General features: G+C 61.3%; 15 protein-coding genes. 12 read left to right on the forward strand and 3 right to left on the reverse strand.

What is annotated here, in order from left to right; genetic code table 11:
• Nucleotides 1-3: 3 nt before the first annotated feature.
• Entirely contained in the window at nt 4-975 is a 972-nt protein-coding gene (gene gmd / locus BK659_RS22340; protein ID WP_123427137.1) for a GDP-mannose 4,6-dehydratase, read from the reverse strand.
• Nucleotides 972-1,886 carry a GDP-mannose 4,6-dehydratase gene (locus BK659_RS22345; protein WP_123427139.1) on the reverse strand — a complete coding sequence of 305 codons (915 nt, stop codon included), beginning with the start codon at nt 1,884-1,886 and terminating at the stop codon, nt 972-974. Before BK659_RS22345 ends, gmd begins: the two co-directional genes overlap by 4 nt.
• Before the next feature lie 427 nt (nt 1,887-2,313).
• Between BK659_RS22345 and BK659_RS22350 the strand changes: the two genes are divergently transcribed.
• The 7 genes from BK659_RS22350 to BK659_RS22380 all read left to right on the forward strand — a co-directional run bounded on the left by BK659_RS22350 (nt 2,314) and on the right by BK659_RS22380 (nt 11,482).
• Nucleotides 2,314-3,891: a glycosyltransferase gene (locus BK659_RS22350; protein ID WP_123427141.1), complete on the forward strand. Its 1,578-nt coding sequence runs from the start codon at nt 2,314-2,316 to the stop codon at nt 3,889-3,891.
• Nucleotides 3,885-5,189, forward strand: a complete 1,305-nt coding sequence (locus BK659_RS22355) for a glycosyltransferase (RefSeq protein ID WP_123427143.1) — start codon at nt 3,885-3,887, stop codon at nt 5,187-5,189. The genes BK659_RS22350 and BK659_RS22355 overlap by 7 nt, the downstream gene beginning before the upstream one ends.
• Entirely contained in the window at nt 5,186-6,073 is an 888-nt protein-coding gene (locus BK659_RS22360) for a class I SAM-dependent methyltransferase (protein ID WP_123427144.1), read from the forward strand. Before BK659_RS22355 ends, BK659_RS22360 begins: the two co-directional genes overlap by 4 nt.
• Nucleotides 6,070-7,224, forward strand: coding sequence for an acyltransferase family protein (locus BK659_RS22365; RefSeq protein WP_123427146.1), 1,155 nt, complete (start codon nt 6,070-6,072; stop codon nt 7,222-7,224). Before BK659_RS22360 ends, BK659_RS22365 begins: the two co-directional genes overlap by 4 nt.
• On the forward strand, nt 7,218-8,048 hold the full coding sequence (locus tag BK659_RS22370) for a class I SAM-dependent methyltransferase (protein ID WP_123427148.1): 831 nt from the start codon (nt 7,218-7,220) through the stop codon (nt 8,046-8,048). Before BK659_RS22365 ends, BK659_RS22370 begins: the two co-directional genes overlap by 7 nt.
• A 106-nt stretch (nt 8,049-8,154) precedes the next feature.
• Nucleotides 8,155-9,351, forward strand: coding sequence for a DUF3142 domain-containing protein (locus BK659_RS22375; RefSeq protein WP_123427150.1), 1,197 nt, complete (start codon nt 8,155-8,157; stop codon nt 9,349-9,351).
• Complete coding sequence (locus tag BK659_RS22380; RefSeq protein ID WP_123427151.1) at nt 9,338-11,482, forward strand: hypothetical protein; 2,145 nt, start codon at nt 9,338-9,340, stop codon at nt 11,480-11,482. The genes BK659_RS22375 and BK659_RS22380 overlap by 14 nt, the downstream gene beginning before the upstream one ends.
• A gap of 3 nt (nt 11,483-11,485) precedes the next feature.
• Here the strand turns inward: BK659_RS22380 and BK659_RS22385 are convergent, their stop codons facing one another.
• Nucleotides 11,486-12,115: a LysE family translocator gene (locus BK659_RS22385; protein ID WP_123427153.1), complete on the reverse strand. Its 630-nt coding sequence runs from the start codon at nt 12,113-12,115 to the stop codon at nt 11,486-11,488.
• Between the two features lie 143 nt (nt 12,116-12,258).
• Here BK659_RS22385 and BK659_RS22390 point away from each other — a divergent pair, with 143 nt between their 5' ends.
• The 5 genes from BK659_RS22390 (at nt 12,259) to BK659_RS22410 (ending at nt 18,885) form a co-directional block, all read left to right on the forward strand.
• Nucleotides 12,259-12,732, forward strand: a complete 474-nt coding sequence (locus BK659_RS22390) for an Lrp/AsnC family transcriptional regulator (RefSeq protein ID WP_054594814.1) — start codon at nt 12,259-12,261, stop codon at nt 12,730-12,732.
• 180 nt (nt 12,733-12,912) lie between these two features.
• On the forward strand, nt 12,913-14,886 hold the full coding sequence (gene hflK / locus BK659_RS22395; RefSeq protein ID WP_123427155.1) for a protease modulator HflK: 1,974 nt from the start codon (nt 12,913-12,915) through the stop codon (nt 14,884-14,886).
• Nucleotides 14,883-15,923 (forward strand): protease modulator HflC, encoded by a 1,041-nt coding sequence (gene hflC / locus BK659_RS22400; RefSeq protein ID WP_123427157.1) that lies wholly within the window; start codon nt 14,883-14,885, stop codon nt 15,921-15,923. The genes hflK (BK659_RS22395) and hflC overlap by 4 nt, the downstream gene beginning before the upstream one ends.
• Nucleotides 15,920-16,978 (forward strand): protease modulator HflK, encoded by a 1,059-nt coding sequence (gene hflK / locus BK659_RS22405; protein ID WP_123427159.1) that lies wholly within the window; start codon nt 15,920-15,922, stop codon nt 16,976-16,978. Before hflC ends, hflK (BK659_RS22405) begins: the two co-directional genes overlap by 4 nt.
• Nucleotides 16,975-18,885, forward strand: coding sequence for a cation-translocating P-type ATPase (locus BK659_RS22410; protein WP_123427161.1), 1,911 nt, complete (start codon nt 16,975-16,977; stop codon nt 18,883-18,885). Before hflK (BK659_RS22405) ends, BK659_RS22410 begins: the two co-directional genes overlap by 4 nt.
• The last annotated feature ends 46 nt before the right edge of the window (nt 18,886-18,931 follow it).

Below are 18,931 nucleotides of genomic sequence, written 5' to 3' on the forward strand. Positions count from 1 at the left end.
GGCCTACTCCTTGGCGACGCGTTTCATGTCCGCATCCATCATCATGCGGATCAGGGTCTGCAAATCTGTTTTTGGCTTCCAGCCCAACAGCCGTTGCGCCTTGGCCGGATTACCCAGCAGCACGTCGACTTCGGCCGGGCGGAAAAACGCCGGGTCGATTTTCACGAAGTCACGGTAATCGAGGCCGACATGCTCGAAGGCGATCTGGCACATCTCGCGCACCGTGGTGGTGACCCCCGTGGCAACCACGAAGTCATCGGCCTTGTCCTGTTGCAGCATCAGCCACATGGCTTCGACGTAGTCGCCGGCAAAGCCCCAGTCGCGCTTGGCGTCGATGTTGCCCAGGCGCAATTCCTGTTGCTTGCCCTGTTTGATGCGGGCTGCGGCGTCGGTCACTTTGCGGGTCACGAATTCAATCCCGCGCAGCGGTGATTCGTGGTTGAACAAGATGCCGCTGCTGGCGTGCAGGTTGAAGCTTTCGCGGTAGTTCACGGTGATCCAGTGGCCATAGAGCTTGGCCACGCCGTAAGGGCTGCGTGGATAGAACGGGGTATTTTCGTCCTGTTGCTCGGCCTGGATCAGGCCAAACATTTCGCTGGTCGAGGCCTGGTAGAAACGGGTGTGTGGGCTGAACTGACGGATCGCTTCGAGCAGGTGGGTCACGCCCAGCCCGTCGACGATCCCGGTGGTCACGGGTTGATCCCAGGACGCCGCGACAAAGCTTTGCGCTGCCAGGTTATAGACTTCGTCGGGGGCCGACTTGATCACTGCGCGCTGCACTGAGCAGGCATCGGCCATGTCGCCGTCCAGGTAGACGATGTCGCCCTCGACGCCCATTTCGCGTAGACGCCAGCGTGCATCGCTGCTGCGCCGCGCCACCAGACCGTGGACTTTATAGCCCTTGTCGAGCAGCAACTTGGCCAGGTAGGCGCCGTCTTGACCGGTGATCCCAGTGATCAGTGCACTTTTTGTCATTCTTGTAGTACCCGTGACTCCCAGTCGGACAGGATCGCCCGCAAGGATTGTTGTGTTGTAAGTTCAGGCGTCCATCCTGTGGTCCGGTGCAGCTTGGCATGGCTGCCACAGACGCGACGCTGTTCTGCGCGGCGCAGGCGCGCCGGGTCTTGAATCAGTTGCATATCGACCTGGGCCAGATCCGCCAGCTGCTCGATCAGGGCGCGGATGCTTTGCTCGACCCCGGAGCAGATGTTGTAGACCTGCCCGGGCACACCGCGTTCAAGCAATGCCAGATAGGCGCAGATGACATCGCTGACGTCGAGAAAGTCGCGCGTCACATCGATGTCGCCCACTTCAAGTTCAGGCGCTTGCAGCCCGTGCTTGATCCGGCAGATCTGCCGGGCGGCACTGGCAATGACGAAGCTGTCCAACTGCCCGGCGCCGATGTGGTTGAAGGGCCGCGCGACCAATACGGGCCAGCCTTCGGTCATGCCCCATTGCAGACACAGCATCTCAGCCGAGAGTTTGCTCACGGCATAAGGATTACGCGGGCAGGGCGGCTGGAGTTCGTCGATCGGCAAGGCGCTTTCGCTGACCTGGCCGTAGACATCGCCGGAGCTGACATACAGGAAGGTGCCGTTGAAGCCACGCGCCTTGAGGGCTTGCAGCAGGTTCAGGGTACCCAGCAGGTTGACCTGAAAAGTCTTCGCCGGGTCACGAAAGGCTTCGGGGACGAAGGTTTGTCCTGCCAGGTGAATCACGGCATCAGGCAGGTGCGGCCACAGACCGCCGAGGCTTTTGGGGTCGCAAAGGTCATAACGGGATGGGACGGGCGACAATTCCCAACCCGAGTCAGAAGAGTTCAGACGGGATTGGATGTGACGTCCTACGAATCCACTTAGACCCGTAACGAACAGACGCTTTTTCAAACAGCAGCCCCCTCAATGAGCAAACTTCGTCAAACCCCAGTCTTGGCTGGTTAAATCCGGATTGCTTGCGCAGTTTTCTCGGAAATATCTGGTACGAAGGTTTTGTTTTAATTGTTTGGTCGTCAATCTGTGCCAATTGCGCGGCAATTTCAACAGGTCCTACCGTGACCGGTCAGTTCTCGTCAGCGTAGCCCGATTTATTCTCGCCAGGCGGTTCACGAACCCTCAACGGATGTGTTTAGAATGCCCCTCATCACGATTGCCCAGCGATCGGCATGGCGGTTATCCGACCAGGCGAAGCTGACCATTAAAACAAGAACGCAGGCGGGCATGCAGACGATGGGCGAGCACCGTTTAACGGTCCGACCTGTGGCGCTACCGTCATAAGAGTGAGGCTGCCGGGACGGCGGTTTCATCGTGGGATGCCATGAATTTCATTCTTTACTCGGACGTCAACGACAGCTCCATCAGCCAGAGCCTCGGTCGCCCCGAATACAGCTATTACTTCGTGCTCAAGGCCTATCGCCCGGTGCTCGAAAGCCTTGGGCGGGTGCATGTGGTGTCCTCCACCGCCGAGGTCGACCCCCTCTATCGACAATTGCTTGCCGTCGGCGAAGACAGCCTGTTCCTGTCCTTCACGCCGCCGCAGAAAACCCCGAACGACCTCGAGTGCCCGACGATCTGCGTGGTGGCCTGGGAGTTCGACTCGATCCCCGATGAGCAGTGGGACAACGACCCGCGACAGGACTGGACGCAAATGCTCGCTCGTCAGGGGCGGGTCATCACACTCTCCAGTCACACCGCCCGGGCGATCCGACGGGCCATGGGCGAAGATTTCCCGGTGTTGGTATTGCCGACCCCGTTGTGGGAAAACTTTGCGGCCATTCGTAGCCGGCACGCCAGCATGCCGGTCAATCCGGGTTCGTCCCTGGACATCAAAGGTTGCATCCTCGATACCCGGGTTCTCGGATTGTCCGCCGACTCGCTGATTCCCGCATCGCTGACCGCCGAGCAACTGGCTGCAATTGAGGCTGAGCAGGAGGCTTTACGGCCGCCGCCGCTGACTCTGAAACGGCGCTTCGTCATTGCCAGGCATTACCTGCGCCTCTGGGCTCTGGATCTGGGCAAGGCGCAACCGGTGCCGGTCGACCGCACCTATTTCCTGAGTCAGTGGTACCGGGAGGGGATTCGCGATCTTTTGTCGGACGCTGTCCATTCTTGGCTCGCCAACTTTCTGCCGGCCATCGCTGACCCGCCATCGGAAGTGGTGCCCGAGTCTGCCCCGATGGATTACCCCGATACCACCGCCCAGGTCGAAACCGAGGTGGACGGCGTGGTCTACGTCAGCGTGTTCAACCCCCAGGACGGTCGCAAGAACTGGCATCGACTGATCTCGGCGTTCTGCTGGGCTTTCCGGGAAACCGAGGACGCCACGCTGGTGCTGAAGATTACCCACAACGATCTGTCGTCCTACTACGGCGAATTGATGACCTTGCTGGCGCAGCTGTCGCCGTTCGCCTGTCGGGTGGTGGTGATGCACGGTTATCTGGACGACCCGCAATACGCCCGGCTCTACGAAGCCGCCAGCTATTACGTCAACGCTTCGCGCTGCGAGGGCCTGTGCCTGCCGCTGATGGAGTTCATGGCCAGTGGCAAACCGGTGATTGCCCCGGACCACACCGCCATGGAGGACTACATCGACGAGCGCGTGGCGTTCGTGATCGAGTCCAGTGAGGAACTGACCATCTGGCCTCAGGACAGTCGCATCATCTACCGTACCCTGCGTTATCGGCCAGACTGGGGCTCGTTGAAAACTGCGTACGAAAACAGCTATCGAATGGCCAAGGAGCAACCGCAGGAGTATCAGCGTATGTCCCGCGCCGCCATCGAACGCATGCACGAGTACTGCGCCTTCGCCCCAGTGCAACAGCGCCTGGCGGATTTTTTCGGGCTGGCACCGCTGACTTCGCAGGCAGCGACCGTGACGGATAATGCCTCATGCTGATCATCATTCATTCGGAAACCAACCAGCGCACCATTGCCCAGAACCTCGGCCGCTCGGAGTACAGCTATTACTTCGTGCTCAAGGAGTACCGACCGGTGCTGGAGCGGTTGGGGCGGGTGGTGGAGGTCAGCGATCCGCAAACCGAAGTCGATGCCCTGTACCTCGACTGTCTGTCCCGTGGGGAAGACTGCGTGTTCCTGTCGTTCTCGCCGCCTCATCGCACACCCGTGCACTTCGCCTGTCCGACCCTTGCGGTGTTTGCCTGGGAGTTCAGCACTATTCCCAACGAACCATTTGCCGGAGAACCACGTAACGACTGGCGCAACGTATTGCGAGCGTCAGGCGCTGCGATTACCCACTCCAGCTACACCGTTAATGCCGTGCGCGAGGCAATGGGCGCCGATTATCCGATCGTCGCGGTGCCGGCGCCGGTGTGGGATCGTTTTGCCGCGCGCGGTGCGCAGTTACAGCGCCAGCCACTGGCCAGTCAGGTGCGATTGACGATCAAGGGATTGCTGGCAGACAGTCGACAGCTCGACCTGCGTGCCTTTGGTCCTGCGCATTTGCGCGCCGGCAAGGGTATCGATTTCCAGGCGCCGGCTCGCGAGCACGAGTTAGTCCTCGACGGGGTGATCTACACCTCGGTGTTCAACCCGGGTGACGGGCGCAAGAACTGGGAAGACATGCTCAGTGCCTTCTGCGTGACCTTCCGCGAGGTGGAGGACGCGACGCTGGTGCTCAAACTGACCCACCACGATGCCGAAGAAGCGCTGACCGACATCCTTCATCATTTGTACAAGAATCAGTCCTACCGCTGCCGCATCGTACTGATTTACGGCTATCTCGCGGATGCGGACTACGAGCGTCTGGTGCAGGCCACCCGTTATGTGGTGAACACGTCCTACGGCGAAGGCCAGTGCCTGCCGTTGATGGAGTTCATGTCCTGCGGCAAACCGGCAGTCGCGCCACGCACCACGGCGATGATCGATTACCTGGACGCCGACAACGCATTCCTGATCGACACCACCGATGAGCTGACCGCCTGGCCCCACGATCCACGACGGGCGTTCCGCACACTGCGTTATGTCACCAACTGGGCGTCGTTGTGCAGGGCTTATCGGTCCAGCTATGACGTCGCCAAGGAAGATCCCGAGCGTTACGCGCAGATGTCCGCCCACGCGGTGGCCCGTCTGGAAACCTTCTGTAGCCAGGCAATCGCTGCGCAACGCCTCGGAGAATTTTTCGCCCGACTGTTCAAAACCCGTGCAGTGTCTGCCGTGGAAACCCCCGAGGCATGATCCGCGCACTGTTGAAACGCCTGCTTCCTGCGGTGAAGTCCGACCCGTTACCGGTTGTGCCGAGCCCGGTGTCACCCAGGGATGTGGGTTTGCACGACGCGATGCTCGACGGCTGGTTTCTGGGTGACAGCGGCGAGTTGCTCAAGGGCTTCGCCATTACGGCGAATGACACCTTGCTGGACGTCGGTTGCGGTGAAGGTGTGGCGACGTTGTTTGCGGTACGTCAGGGCGCGTCGGTGATCTTCACCGACAGCGAACACGACAAAGTCCGTGACCTCGCCCGGCAGGTGGATGCACAGTCGGACAAGCCGAACCTGGGGCTGGTGAGCAACAGCCTGCCGCTGCCCCTGGCTGATGGCTGTGCGAGCAAAGTGGTGTGCATGGAAGTGCTCGAACACATTGATCAGCCCGAGCCGTTCATGGCCGAGCTGGTGCGAATGGGACGTCCTGGGGCGTTGTATCTGCTCAGCGTTCCGGACCCTGTGGGCGAGCATCTGCAACAGGGCATCGCCCCACCTGGCTACTTTCAGTCACCCAACCATGTGCAGATATTTTCCCGGGAACGCTTTGCCGCGCTGGTAGAAGACGCTGGTCTGGTGATCGAACATCGTCAGGCCAGCGGGTTTTTCTGGGTCATGGGCATGATCTTCTTCTGGGCCAGCGAACGTGCGGCCGGGCGGGATCTGGGCGGCGCGGTGCGAGACCGGATTCAGGCACCGTATCCGCCGCTGATGGAGAACTGGGCACGGACCTGGCAAGACCTGCTGGCACAGCCCGATGGTTTGGCGATCAAGCAGATGCTCGATCATTTCATGCCCAAGAGCCAAGTGATCATTGCCCGCAAACCGGCGGATACCGATGCAACGTCCAGGAGGACGGCATGAGCAGCAAACGGATCATGGACATCGAGTTGTTGCGTGGCATTGCGGTGCTCGGCGTGCTGTTTCATCACCTGCAAGGCAGTCTGTTCACGGACGTTGTGCCGCTGCTGCACACTATTACCGAGTATGGGCAACCCTGGTGGGGCGTCGATCTGTTTTTCGCCATCTCGGGGTTTGTCATCGCTCGCAGTCTGATTCCGGCGTTGCAAGGCTGCAGCACGCGTCAGGAATACTGGCAGCAGACGCGCAACTTCTGGCTGCGGCGAGCCTTCCGGCTGTTGCCGTCGGCGTGGCTGTGGCTGGCGCTGATGCTGCTGGCCTGTGTATTTCTCAACCGCTCCGGGGCCTTCGGCACACTGCACGCCAACCTGCAGGCGACCCTGGCGGGGATAGCGCAATACGCCAATTTCCGTTTTGCCGACAGTTTTTATCACTATGAGTACGGCACCAGTTTCGTCTACTGGAGCCTGTCGTTGGAGGAGCAGTTCTACCTGCTGTTTCCGCTGCTGATTCTGGTCTGCCGCAAGCATCTGGTGTGGGCCTTGCTGGCGCTGGTCGCGGTGCAGCTGTTGACGTTGCGCACGCCGCTTCTGATGGTGGTCCGAACCGACGCGCTGGCCCTCGGAGTGCTGTTGGCCATGTGGAGTGCGCCCCCCGGTTATGTGCGCTGGGAACCGACGTTTTTGCGTCGGCCATGGGCCGGTGTGTCGGTGCTGCTGGCCATTGTGGTGATGCTGAGTGTGCTGGCCACTGATCGCTTCACGCTCACTGACTATCGTATCGGCGCGATTGCCGTGCTCGGCGCGGTGCTGGTCTGGGTGGCGTCCTATAACCGGGATTACCTGATGCCACCTGGACTGCTGAAGAATCTGATGACCTGGATCGGTAGTCGTTCCTACGGGATTTACCTGATCCACATCCCGGCCTATCTGCTGGTCCGCGAGTTCATCTTCCGCTTGCAGGCGGCGGAGCTACCTAGTCTGGCTGGCCATCCGATCCTGACAATACTGATCACTGGCGGGCTGATCGCCCTGTTGAGTGAGCTCAACTACCGCTTTATCGAAATGCCCATGCGCAATCTCGGCGGCTTGCTGGTGCAACGTCTGGGCACGTCCCGAACCGCCGTCCCATCCTCTGGAGTTACCTCATGCTGAGCCTTTTGAAGAAACTCACGGCGAGGGCTCCTGCCCCCGCTCCCGTGCAGCCAGAAGTGCCCGCAGCCAAGGTCGATCCGTTCATGCTGGGGTTGTACGATGCGGCCCTTAGCGGCTGGTTCAATCAGCAAACCGGTGAGTTGTTCACCGGCTTCCCGGTGACCGCCGAGGACACCCTGCTGGACGTCGGCTGCGGTGACGGCGGCAATGTGCATTTTTGCGGCATGCGCGGGGCGAAGATCATCATTGCCGACATCGATGCGGCCAAGGTCGAAGCGACTCGCCAGCGCCTGAGCGATACTCCGGCGCGCGGTGTCGAGTGCCACATCACGGACTGCAACCCGCTGCCGATCGCCGATGCAACAGCGACGCGGGTGGTGTCCACTGAAGTCATCGAACACGTCGACGATCCGGCGCAGTTTCTCGCCGAACTGGTCCGCGTGGGCAAGCCCGGCGCGTTGTATTTGCTCAGCGTCCCGCATCCCAGTTCCGAAGACCTGCAAAAAGACATCGCGCGCCCCGAGTATTTCCAGAAGCCCAACCACATCCGTATCATCAGCGAAGAGCAGTTCAAGCAAATGGTCGGCGATGCCGGCCTGGAACTGATCAGCCACAGCCAGTACGGCTTCTACTGGTCGATGTGGATGCTGTTGTTCTGGGAGGCCAACGTCGACTTCGCTAACCCTGATCATCCACTGCTCCATCACTGGGCCGACACTTGGCAGGCCGTGCTGGATTCGCCACGCGGGGCGCAGATCAAGCAGGCGCTGGACGCGGTTGTGGCGAAAAGTCAGGTGATCATTGCCCGCAAGCCTTTGGAGTAGGAGCTACCGAAGGCTGCGATCTTGACGAACGCAATAGCTATAAAAATCTTTCGGCACTGCTTAATTTACCGGCCCTGGAGAAAGTCATTCCGTATTAAGGGGGGTCATGTTTTTGTTCGTTCGTCTGACTACCATGCTCGTCACGCTCCTTCTGCTCAACGCTTGCCAACAGCAGGACGCGCCGCCGCTCGATCAACAACTTTACGTCTGGCAGCGGCAATGGACCGATGCCCACGACGACGCCCTGGCGCAATCTCGTGGGGACTTTTCGACGTTGCGGGTGCTCGCCTTGCAGACTTATCCACAGACCGGCTGGCGGCGTGCGCGGATCAATCCGCAGCTGTTGAAAAACGATGGTCGCCCACTGATTGCGGTAATTCGACTCGATGGCCAGCTCAAGGCCCTGGATCAAACCGAAGCTACGGCGCAGATCCAGCGCTTGGTGGCCGATTGGCAGGCTCAGGGCTTGACGCTGGCCGGCGTCGAGATTGACCACGATGCCGGCACGGCGCGCTTGCCGGCCTATCGTGAGTTTCTCGCCGGGTTGCGCGACGTGCTGCCGGCCACGCTGAAACTGAGCATCACCGCGCTGCCGGCCTGGCTCGACAGTCCGCAATTACCGGCGTTGCTGGCAGTGGTCGACAGCAGCGTGTTGCAGGTGCATGCGGTGAGCAATCCCGAACGTGGCCTGTTTGATCCGGCGCAGGCGAAACAATGGGCCGGACGCTGGAGCCGGATCACCGCGAAACCTTTTTACCTGGCATTGCCGGCCTACGGTATCGCGTTGCTACCGGGGGACGGCGGGGCGCCGATGGTTGAAAGCGAAGTGCCGATCGAACGCACTGGGCAGCGCCGCGAGCTGTTGGCCGATCCGTTGCAGTTATCGAAGCTCGCCAACCAGTTGCGTGCCGAGCCACCGGCCCATCTGGCCGGGTTGATCTGGTTCCGCTTGCCGCTCAAGGGCGAGCGGCGCGCCTGGAGCCTGGCAACATTGCGTGCAGTGGCGCGGGGAGATCGGCTGGCGAGTCAGCTGAACCTGAACCTTTCGAACCATGGCGGTCTGTACGACATCGCTGTGAGCAATCGCGGCAATCTCGACGGTAGTCTTCCCGAGCGTGTGACGCTGGCGGTCACTGACTGCGATACGGTTGACGCGGTCAACGGTTATGCCGTGAAACAAACATCCGGACAGCTCAGCTTTACCCGCCTCCGGGGCGGCCGTTTACTGGCGGATACCGAGCGCACCCTGGGTTGGGCGCGCTGCACAAAAATTGACCAAGGAAGCTCACATGTCTATCCGTAACTGGCCGCGCCACGTACTTGCTTTAAGTCTCTGCCTGCCGCTGGGTTGCGCGATGGCCTGTGGGCCCAACTTTCCGATGCGCTTGCTCGGTGACCGGGCACAGACCCTGGGCGAATTGCCGGAAGGCAGCTTCCGGTTCGAAGTGAATCGCCTGGGCAAAGCTATCGCCGGTCTGAAACCTGCCGAGACAATGACGGTCGACTACGTTTACGGCGCTAGCGACGATAGTTATGTGCAGGCGCGAAACACCGCTGAACAGATGGGTTTGAGCGACGCTCAGCGTGCGCAGGTGGTACAACTGCGAACGCTGCAGGACGCGCAACAAGTGCAAGCCGAGGGCGCCAGCCTGCCGCCTGAACTCAGCCTGTACACCGCCGGCGCCGTGGCTTTCAACGCGGGCGAACATGTGGTGGCGGCGGAGTATTTTCGCAAAGTGCTGGCGCTGCCGGCCGATCAGCGTGCATTGCGCAGCACTTGGGCTGCGTATTCGTTGGGTCGGGCCTTGTTTGCCATCAGCCAGGAGGCCAATGACCTCGACGAAGCTGGCCGTCGTGAGGCTCTGCAACAGGCCCGACAGGCGTTTGTGCAGACCCGCCAATTGAGTATCGAGGGCTTCAGCGACCCTCAAGAGTTGGGCATCGCCAGCCTTGGCGAAGAAGCACGGCTGGTACGTCTGGCGGGCGACTGGAACACCGCCGTCGAGCTTTACGCAACCCAGAGCCTGCAAGGCTCGCAGGTCGGCTACAGCTCGCTCAAGCAGTTGATGAATGAGCTGGACGCGATGCCGCAGGCGCAGCTCGGCGAGTTGCTCAAGGGCAAAGCGGTTCAGCAATTGGTCACGGCGGCGCTGATCAGTCATGTCGGCTGGTCATATGGTGAGCAGCCGCCCGCTGAACAAAAAATGATCAAGGCGCTGACGGGGAGCACCGTCGGTAGTCTGGATAACGCTGACCGCCTGGCGGCGCTGAATTATCAGATCGGCGACTATGCCACCACTCAAACCCTGCTCGAACACGCCGGTGACGGCGGCCTGGCCTGGTGGTTGCGAGCCAAAATGGCCTTGCGTCAGGGTGACAAAGCGGCGGCGGCCAGCGCTTATGCCAAGGCGACCAAAGCCTTCCCGCAGGATGAAAACTGGGGTGAGCGCAGCACCTCCAGCGGCGACTATGAAACGCTCAAACCCGGCTGCCGGGTCGACGGTGAAAGTGCACTGCTGGCGCTGGACCGTGGCGACTATCTGCAAGCTTTCGAGCAGTTGTATCGCAGCCAGGATCTCTACTGGGAAGACGCGGCCGTGGTGGCGGAGCGGGTGCTGACCGTCGATGAGCTCAAGCAGTTTGTCGACCGTCAGGTGCCAGCGCCAACACCATTGACCCAGCAGGAACGCGACCGCTATGTGCCGCTGTCGGTCGCTGCGCGTCTGCGTGATTTGCTCGGGCGTCGACTGTTGCGTGAGGAGCGCTACGACGAAGCGCCGGCCTACTTCGATAATCCGGAGTTGCAAGCCAAAGCTCGGGGCTACGGACAGTTGCGTCTGGACGCCGAATCTCGCTGGTGGCCAACCCGTCGCGCAGCGGATTATTTCAACGCAGCCTCGATGGCTCGCAAGTGGGGGATGGAGCTTCTCGGTTACGAAATGGCCCCGGATTACACCACGTTCGACGGTAACTACAGCCTTGAGAAGACTGAACTCAAGGTCGGGCCGCTGATCACCGAAGGTGAGGTGCAACGCCAGCTGGCCAGCGCAGCCAAACCGGACGAGCGCTTCCACTATCGGTATGTCGCCACGGGGCTGGCCAGCAAGGCCGCGGACCTGCTGCCCCACAGCAGTCAGGCTTTTGCTGCAGTGCTGTGTACGGCTGCGGGTTGGGGAACCAGTCTTGAGGAAGAAAGCGCCTTCTATCAGCGCTATGTCAAAGAAGGTCCGTATGTGGATTGGGCGGCGAACTTCGGGCATCAATGCCCTTATCCCGATTTTCAGAGCGCCGATAAACGTTACGTGACCCAAGCGCTGGAGCCTGTGCGTTCAACCTTGCGGCCGTATAAAAGGTGGATGCAGATCGGCAGTGTAGTGGTCGTCACGGCAATCGCCTTGCTGCTGATCAATCGCCGTCGGCGCAAGGCGTCGTAGGTTTCAGGCCTGCTGAACGAACGTCAGGCGCAGCGCAAAACCGATCAGCAGGCTGCCAAACAGCCATTGCTGCACGCGCTGCGCTGAAGGGCTGCGTTCCAGCCAGCGGCCAAGCCAGGCGCCGATCAGCGCGTAGCAACTGTCGAACAGCAAGCCGGCGAGCACCAGCAACACGCCCAGGGTTGCGAACTGCGTCAGCACTGGCCCTGCCTGCGGGTCGATGAACTGTGGCAACAGCACCGAGCAGAACAGCAGCGCCTTGGGATTGAGCAGGTTGGTCAGCAAGCCGCGCTGGATTGCCTCGCGCCACGCCAGTTTCGAAGCGGTTGTGCCGTTGGCGTTCAGGTTCGGCAGCATGTTCGAGCGCAGGCATTGAATCCCTAGCCACAGCAGATACGCGGCACCGGCCAGGCGCACCACTTCAAAGGTCCAGGGCGCTGCCTTGAACAGCGTTGCCAGGCCCAGCGCAGCCAGCGCAACGTGGCAACCCCGAGCAATCGCCAGGCCGATGGCGGTGGCCAGTGCTGCGGCCTTGCCCTGCCGGGCGCCGGTTTGCAGCAGCAGAATCATGTCCGGACCGGGCAACAGGTAAACCACTGCCAAGGCCAAAAAGAACATCCAGAGTTCTGCCATGTTGCACCCATTCGTTAGCGATTCGGTGATCAAAGTCTATGGCCGAAGGGCAGGGCAGGTGCTTGCGTAGTAGCGCTTGGAAACAGCTAGACTTGGCAGCTTCTGCCAATCGATGAATAAAAACAGTCAGGAGCTGCCAAACCATGAAACTGGACGCCTATGACCGCCGAATCCTCGCCGCGCTGCAACGCGACGGTCGCCTGAGCAACGTGCAACTGGCGGACGAGATCGGCCTGTCAGCTTCGCCGTGTTTGCGCCGGGTGCGGATGCTGGAAGAGGCCGGAGTGATTCGCGGGTATCAAGCCAACCTGGACCGCGATGAAGTGGGGTTGGGGCTGACGGTGTTTGTCGGGGTCAAGGTCGAGCGCCACAACGACGAAGAGGCCGAAGCCTTTCGTTTGGCGGTGACGGCATTGCCCGAGGTGATTTCGGCGTTTCTGGTGTCAGGCGAATCGGATTTTCTGCTGCAAGTGGTGGTGCCGGATTTGCGCGGTTATGAGCGCTTTCTGACTGGCAGCCTGCTCAAGTTGCCGGGTGTGAGTGATATTCGCAGCAACTTTGCGATTCACACGGTGAAAACCCCAGGGCCATTACCGCTGGGGCATTTACCGAGCTGATGCCCTTGCACAGCCCGGCTACGCTTTATCTTTCTGCTTCATCATTTGTGCCGGTTGGGCGATGGGCGGGGAGCCAAAAAATCACTACCATCGTTATATCGTAACGATTTGCAAAAAAATGCAACGGCCTGGCGATTTATCCACAGGCCTGGCTCACGCAACAACAAGTACTGAGGTGGTATGCAAGTCGATCTGGAGGCTGAGGGGACGAACGTGGAAGGACTGCCACGTTTTCAGCAGGCGGTGTTTCACGGACGTCGGTTGAAGCGGGTGGGCATCGGCCTGGCGAGTCTCGCAGCAGCAGGATTGTTGTTGGCGTTTTTTGTCGGGCTGTTTGCACCACAATCGCTCTGGGCGCCACTATTGGTCAGTCAGTCCTCGGCGTTGATCGTGGTGGTGGCCGGTCTGCAATCGGCTTGGTGGATCATCCAGTGGCGGGCGCGGGCGCTGGGTGAACCGGTGGTTGTGCTGGCTGCGGAACAGACCGAACCCACCGAGGCGCTCGGCTGGTATGAACGCCTGCTGACTCGCATCGGCCAGCGCTGGGTCGGGTTGCTGGCGCAGATCGGCGCACCGACGCTGTGGCTGGCCGGTTGGTCATTGCTGGCGTTGTTCAGCCTCGAACAGTTCTGGAACCTGACATTACCTGCTGCTGCGCTGGGCCTCTCGGCCAGCGTTGGGGCGGCAATATCGTTGCTGCTGGCCTTCGGACTGCTGGTGTTCGAACGTCAACTGGCCCAGGAAAATCCCGCCGAATGGCCCGAAGCCGGGCAGTTGGCGCAGCTCACTCGCGTGGCGATCATCTGTCTGGTGATCAGCGCATGCTGCCTGTTGTTCAGCAGCGTAACTGCCGTCTGGCCGGTGCGCCTGGTGGTGTTGATCGGTTTGCTGCCGGGGCTGGTTGCCGCAGAATTGTTGCTGCGCGCGGTGTTGTCGTTGTTCAGTCCGCGTCGCGATCTGCTCGAACCGACGCTGTTGGCGCGCAGTTTTGTCGCGGACATGTTGCGTTGGCCGCCGCAACCCTTGCTGGCGTTGCAGCACGAACTGCATAACCGTTTTGGCATCGACCTGCGGCAGATCTGGGCCTTCACTTATATGCGTCGGGCGTTCTTGCCGGTGTTGGCGGTGGTGCTGGCGGTGGGTTGGTTGTTGACCGGGATTCACGAAATACCGCTGCAAGGGCGGGGGATCTACGAGCGCTTCGGCAAACCGGTGCAGGTCTTTGGCCCGGGTTTGCATGTCGGCCTGCCTTGGCCATTGGGCCGGGTGCTGAGCGTCGAAAATGGCGTGGTTCACGAATTGGCGACCAGCGTCGGTGATGCGCCAGCGGCGACGATGGCTGATCCCGCCGAAGGGCCAGCGCCGGCGATTGCCAACCGGTTGTGGGACGCCAGCCACGTGAATGACAAGTCTCAGGTCATTGCCAGTAGCAGCAACGACAAACAAAGCTTCCAGATCGTCAACATGGATGTGCGTTTCGTCTATCGCATCGGTCTGAGTGATCAGGCTGCGTTGGCGGCGACCTACAACAGCGCCGATGTACCGACGCTGATTCGCAGCACCGCCAGCCGGATTCTGGTGCACGACTTCGCCTCGCGGACCCTCGACGGTTTGCTCGGCGCAGATCGGGTAGGGCTCGCCGAAGACATTGGTCGTGCGGTACAGGCCGATTTGCAGAAACTCGACAGCGGTGTGGAAATCCTCGCCACGGTGGTCGAAGCGATTCATCCGCCAGCGGGTGCAGCCAACGCCTATCACGGAGTGCAAGCCGCGCAGATCGGCGCGCAGGCCTTGATCTCGCGTGAGCGCGGTGCGGCTTCCGAGCAGACCAATCAGGCGCAATTGCAGGCCAGTGTCGCCCATGACCAGGCGCTGGCCACCGCCCGCGAAGTCAACGCCACGGCCCAGGCCGCCGACCTGCGTTTCGCTGCCGAGCGCAAGGCCTATGCCGCAGCCGGTCGGGCCTTCGTGCTGGAGCAATACTTCGCCCAGCTGAGCCAAGGTTTGGCCGGCGCCAAAGTACTGGTGCTCGATCATCGTCTGGGCGGTAACAGTACACCGACCATCGACTTACGCAGCTACACGTTACCCGCCACCTTACCGACTGACACTTCGCCGTCACGTCAACCCGTTCAGTCAGGAGCCGCCAATTGAGCCCGTCGCATTCCCACGAGTCGCATGATCATCACGACCACGCCGGCCATGGCCATGGTGGGCATCATCACGGCCACCATCATCACCATGGCGACCCGCAAGAGGCAGGGCCGTTTCCGTGGCGGCGGATGGGCTGGGCGGCGCTGCTGGTGCTGTTTGCCATTGCGGCGGCGAGCCTGGTGCAAGTGCGCTCGGGCGAGGCGACGGTGATTACCCGTTTCGGCAATCCTTCGCGGGTGCTGCTGGAGCCTGGCCTCGGCTGGCGCTGGCCGGCACCGTTCGAGGCGGCGATTCCGGTGGACCTGCGACTGCGCACCACCTCCAGCGGGTTGCAGGACGTGGGCACGCGCGATGGTTTGCGGATCATCGTGCAAGCGTATGTGGCGTGGCAGGTGCAGGGTGATCCGGACAATGTGCAGCGCTTCATGCGTGCCGTGCAGAACCAACCGGACGAAGCGGCACGGCAGATTCGTACGTTCGTGGGCTCAGCGCTGGAAACCACAGCCAGCAGTTTCGACCTGGCCAATCTGGTGAACACCGACGCCAACCAAGTGCATATCGCCGATTTCGAGGCGCAATTGCGCAAGCAGATCGATCAGCAACTGCTGACCACCTACGGTGTGCGCGTGTTGCAAGTCGGCATCGAACGGCTGACGTTGCCGTCAGTGACTCTGACTGCCACCGTCGACCGTATGCGCGCCGAGCGTGAAACCATCGCCACTGAGCGCACGGCCATCGGCAAGCGCGAAGCGGCGCAAATCCGTTCCGCGGCCGAGCGCGATGCGCGCATCGTCCAGGCTGATGCCACGGTGAAAGCTGCGGACATCGAAGCCCAATCACGGGTTGAAGCCGCGCAAATCTACGGCAAGGCCTACGCCAGTTCGCCGCAGTTGTACAACTTGCTTCGCTCGCTGGACACCTTGGGCACGGTGGTCACACCGGGCACCAAGTTGATTTTGCGCACCGATGCCGCGCCTTTCCGGGTGTTGGTCGATGGGCCACCGACGCTGGATAACAAGTCTGGGTCGCAGCCATGAGTGTGGTTCCACGTGGAACAAATGAACTTAGCAGCCCGTGGATTCAGGCGGGACGCCTGACATTTCTCGCGCTTTATGCAGTAACCGTGTTGGCAGCGTTGGCTTGGGCTTTCTCCAATGTGCGGCAGATTGATCCGCAGAATCGCGCCGTGGTGTTGCACTTTGGCGCGCTGGATCGCATTCAGAACGCCGGTTTGCTGTTGGCGTGGCCGCGTCCATTTGAGCAGGTGATTTTGTTGCCGGCGGCGGATCGGGTGATCGAACGGCGGGTGGAAAATCTGCTGCGTTCTGATGCTGCGCTGCAAGGTGAGCGCGTGGCGAGTTTCGCCACGCCGCTGAGCGATGCGCTGGCCGGCTCCGGGTATTTGCTCACCGGCGATTCGGGTGTGGTGCAGTTGGACGTTCGGGTGTTTTACAAAGTGACCGAACCTTACGCGTTCGTCCTCCAGGGTGAACATGTGCTGCCGGCGCTTGATCGGTTGGTGACCCGCAGTGCGGTGGCGCTGACGGCTGCGCGAGACCTGGACACCATTCTGGTCGCTCGGCCGGAATTGATCGGTGCCGACAATCAGGCCGCCGAACGTCGCGAACGGCTGCGTGGTGATCTGGTGCAAGGCATCAATCAACGCTTGGCCGAGCTGGCTACGACGGGGCAGGGCCTGGGTATCGAGGTCGCACGGGTCGATGTGCAATCGAGTTTGCCGGGACCTGCGGTAAACGCTTTCAACGCGGTACTGACGGCCAGTCAGCAGGCGGATAAAGCCGTAGCCAACGCTCGCACTGAAGCTGAAAAACTCACCCAGACGGCTAATCAACAAGCTGACCGAACGCTGCAAGTCGCTCACGCTCAAGCCAGCGAACGGCTGGCCAAAGCGTCGGCAGACACCGCCACGGTGCTCAGCCTGGCGCAGGCGCAACAGCAGGGTACCGATCCGGAAATGCTCCTGCGAATCTACCGCGAGCGCCTGCCGAAAATTCTCGGTCAGGCCGGTTCGGTTACCACGGTCAACCCTAAAGACGATTCCCGCCTGATCATTCAGGGAGCCGAACAATGACAGCTCAAACCGCCGCCGCGCCAAGCATGTTGAGCACGGCTGAACAACGCAGTGCCGCGCGCCAATTGACCCTGGCGATGCTCGCTTTGGGCTTGCTCGGCCTGGGGCTGGTCTGGCGCTGGTTATCGCCGGAGCAAACCGGTGTTAGCCAGTTGTTGCTCGGGCTGGCGTCGTTGCTGGTGGCCGTGCCGGTCATGCGTTCGGCCTGGTACAGCCTGCGTTACCCGAGCCTGCACGGGATCACCGATCAATTGATCGCCCTGGCGATGATGGGCGCCTGGGCTACTGGCGATCTGCTGACCGCGGCGTTGTTGCCGATCATCATGATCTTCGGCCACGTTCTGGAAGAGCGCAGCGTGATTGGCTCTCAGGAAGCGATCCACGCGCTTGGCCGTCTGACGCGCAGCCATGCGCGCAAGGTTCAGGCCGATGGCTCGATTATCGAAATCGACAACGGCGCGCTGAAAGCCGGAGACATTGTGGAAGTGCGCGCAGGCGATCGAGTGCCGGCCGATGGGCTGGTGCTGTCTGGCCAGGCGAGCCTGGACACCGCGCCGATTACCGGTGAGTCGGTGCCGCTCGAGGCCACCGTCGGCACGCAGGTGTTCGGCGGGGCGATCAATCTGGATGGCTTGTTGCGGCTGGAAGTGACCCGCACCGGCAACGAGTCGACCCTCGGTAAAGTCATTGCGCTGATGCAAAGCGCCGAGCGTTCCAAGCCACCAATCACCCGTTTGCTCGAGCGCTACGCCGGCAGCTATATGGTGCTGGTGCTGCTGTTGGCCGCTGTGACCTGGTTTGTCACCAATGATGCGCAAGCGATGCTCGCGGTGTTGGTTGCCGCGTGCCCGTGCGCGTTGGTGCTGTCGGCCCCGGCCACGGCGATTGCCGGGATCGCGGTGGCGGCGCGCCACGGCATTCTGATTCGCAGCTCGGCGTTCCTCGAAGAGTTGGCGGACCTGACATCGCTGGTAGTCGACAAGACCGGCACTCTGACGTTCGGTACGTTGCGCTTGCAGTCGATCGACAGCCCGGTCGAGGACCGCAGCACTTTGCTGAAACTGGCCGCCAGCCTCGGTTCGGCCAGCAGTCATCCGGTCAGTCGGGCGTTGGCCGGGTTGGTCGCTCAGGAGCATTTCCTCTTGCTGTCGGACATCCGTGAACGTCAGGGCATGGGTGTGGTGGCGATGACCGAACAGGGTGAAGCGGCGCTCGGCCGACCCGAGTTGTTTGCGCAGTTGGGCATCGCCACCTCGACGGTACCGGAGCACGATGGGCCGATTGCCGGTCTGGCATTGAATGGGCGTTTCCTCGCCTGGTTGTTGCTGGCTGACAGCGTCAAGCCGGAAGCACGTTTTGCCTTGAGCGAGTTGCGTGAGCTGGGCCTTGGCCGGCAGTTGTTGTTGACCGGTGATCGGCAGAGCGTCGCCCACAGCCTGGCCCATGAAGTCGGTATCAGTGACGTCGAGGCTCAGGCCTTGCCGGAAGACAAACTCAACCGCGTCCTGACCGAAATCGACAATGGCTTCCGGCCGATGGTGGTTGGCGATGGCATCAACGATTCGTTGGCGCTCAAGGCCGGTGTGGTCGGTGTGGCCATGGGCGCGGGCGGGGCGGACATTGCTCTGGCCTCGGCAGACATCGTGCTGATCGGCAGCGATCTGCGTCGGCTCGGCACCTGCGTACGCCTGAGTCGCCAGTGCCGGCAGACCTTGCAGGTCAATGTGATCATCGGTCTGGGTTGGACGCTGGCGATTGTTACGTTCGCCGCGTTTGGCTGGCTTGGCGCGGCAGGGGCGATGATTGCTGCGGTCCTGCACAATCTCAGTACTTTGCTGGTACTGGGTAATGCCGGGCGTTTGCTACGGTTCCAGGAGCCGCTGCTCAAGCTGAAAGAAGAGGGTTGAGGCTTAAGCCGTAACGCGACCCGTAGCAGCTGGCGAAGCCTGCGTT

It is taken from the genome of Pseudomonas brassicacearum, assembly GCF_003732225.1.
GTDB classification, from domain to species: domain Bacteria; phylum Pseudomonadota; class Gammaproteobacteria; order Pseudomonadales; family Pseudomonadaceae; genus Aquipseudomonas; species Aquipseudomonas brassicacearum_E.

Bases quoted from the DNA above. Each gene is read 5' to 3' on its own strand.
- gmd (WP_123427137.1), bottom strand. From the start codon at position 975: ATGACAAAAAGTGCACTGATCACTGGGATCACCGGTCAAGACGGCGCC.
- BK659_RS22350 (WP_123427141.1), top strand. From the start codon at position 2,314: ATGAATTTCATTCTTTACTCGGACGTCAACGACAGCTCCATCAGCCAG.
- BK659_RS22355 (WP_123427143.1), top strand. From the start codon at position 3,885: ATGCTGATCATCATTCATTCGGAAACCAACCAGCGCACCATTGCCCAG.
- BK659_RS22360 (WP_123427144.1), top strand. From the start codon at position 5,186: ATGATCCGCGCACTGTTGAAACGCCTGCTTCCTGCGGTGAAGTCCGAC.
- BK659_RS22365 (WP_123427146.1), top strand. From the start codon at position 6,070: ATGAGCAGCAAACGGATCATGGACATCGAGTTGTTGCGTGGCATTGCG.
- BK659_RS22370 (WP_123427148.1), top strand. From the start codon at position 7,218: ATGCTGAGCCTTTTGAAGAAACTCACGGCGAGGGCTCCTGCCCCCGCT.
- BK659_RS22375 (WP_123427150.1), top strand. From the start codon at position 8,155: ATGTTTTTGTTCGTTCGTCTGACTACCATGCTCGTCACGCTCCTTCTG.
- BK659_RS22380 (WP_123427151.1), top strand. From the start codon at position 9,338: ATGTCTATCCGTAACTGGCCGCGCCACGTACTTGCTTTAAGTCTCTGC.
- BK659_RS22385 (WP_123427153.1), bottom strand. From the start codon at position 12,115: ATGGCAGAACTCTGGATGTTCTTTTTGGCCTTGGCAGTGGTTTACCTG.
- BK659_RS22390 (WP_054594814.1), top strand. From the start codon at position 12,259: ATGAAACTGGACGCCTATGACCGCCGAATCCTCGCCGCGCTGCAACGC.
- hflK (WP_123427155.1), top strand. From the start codon at position 12,913: ATGCAAGTCGATCTGGAGGCTGAGGGGACGAACGTGGAAGGACTGCCA.
- hflK (WP_123427159.1), top strand. From the start codon at position 15,920: ATGAGTGTGGTTCCACGTGGAACAAATGAACTTAGCAGCCCGTGGATT.
- BK659_RS22410 (WP_123427161.1), top strand. From the start codon at position 16,975: ATGACAGCTCAAACCGCCGCCGCGCCAAGCATGTTGAGCACGGCTGAA.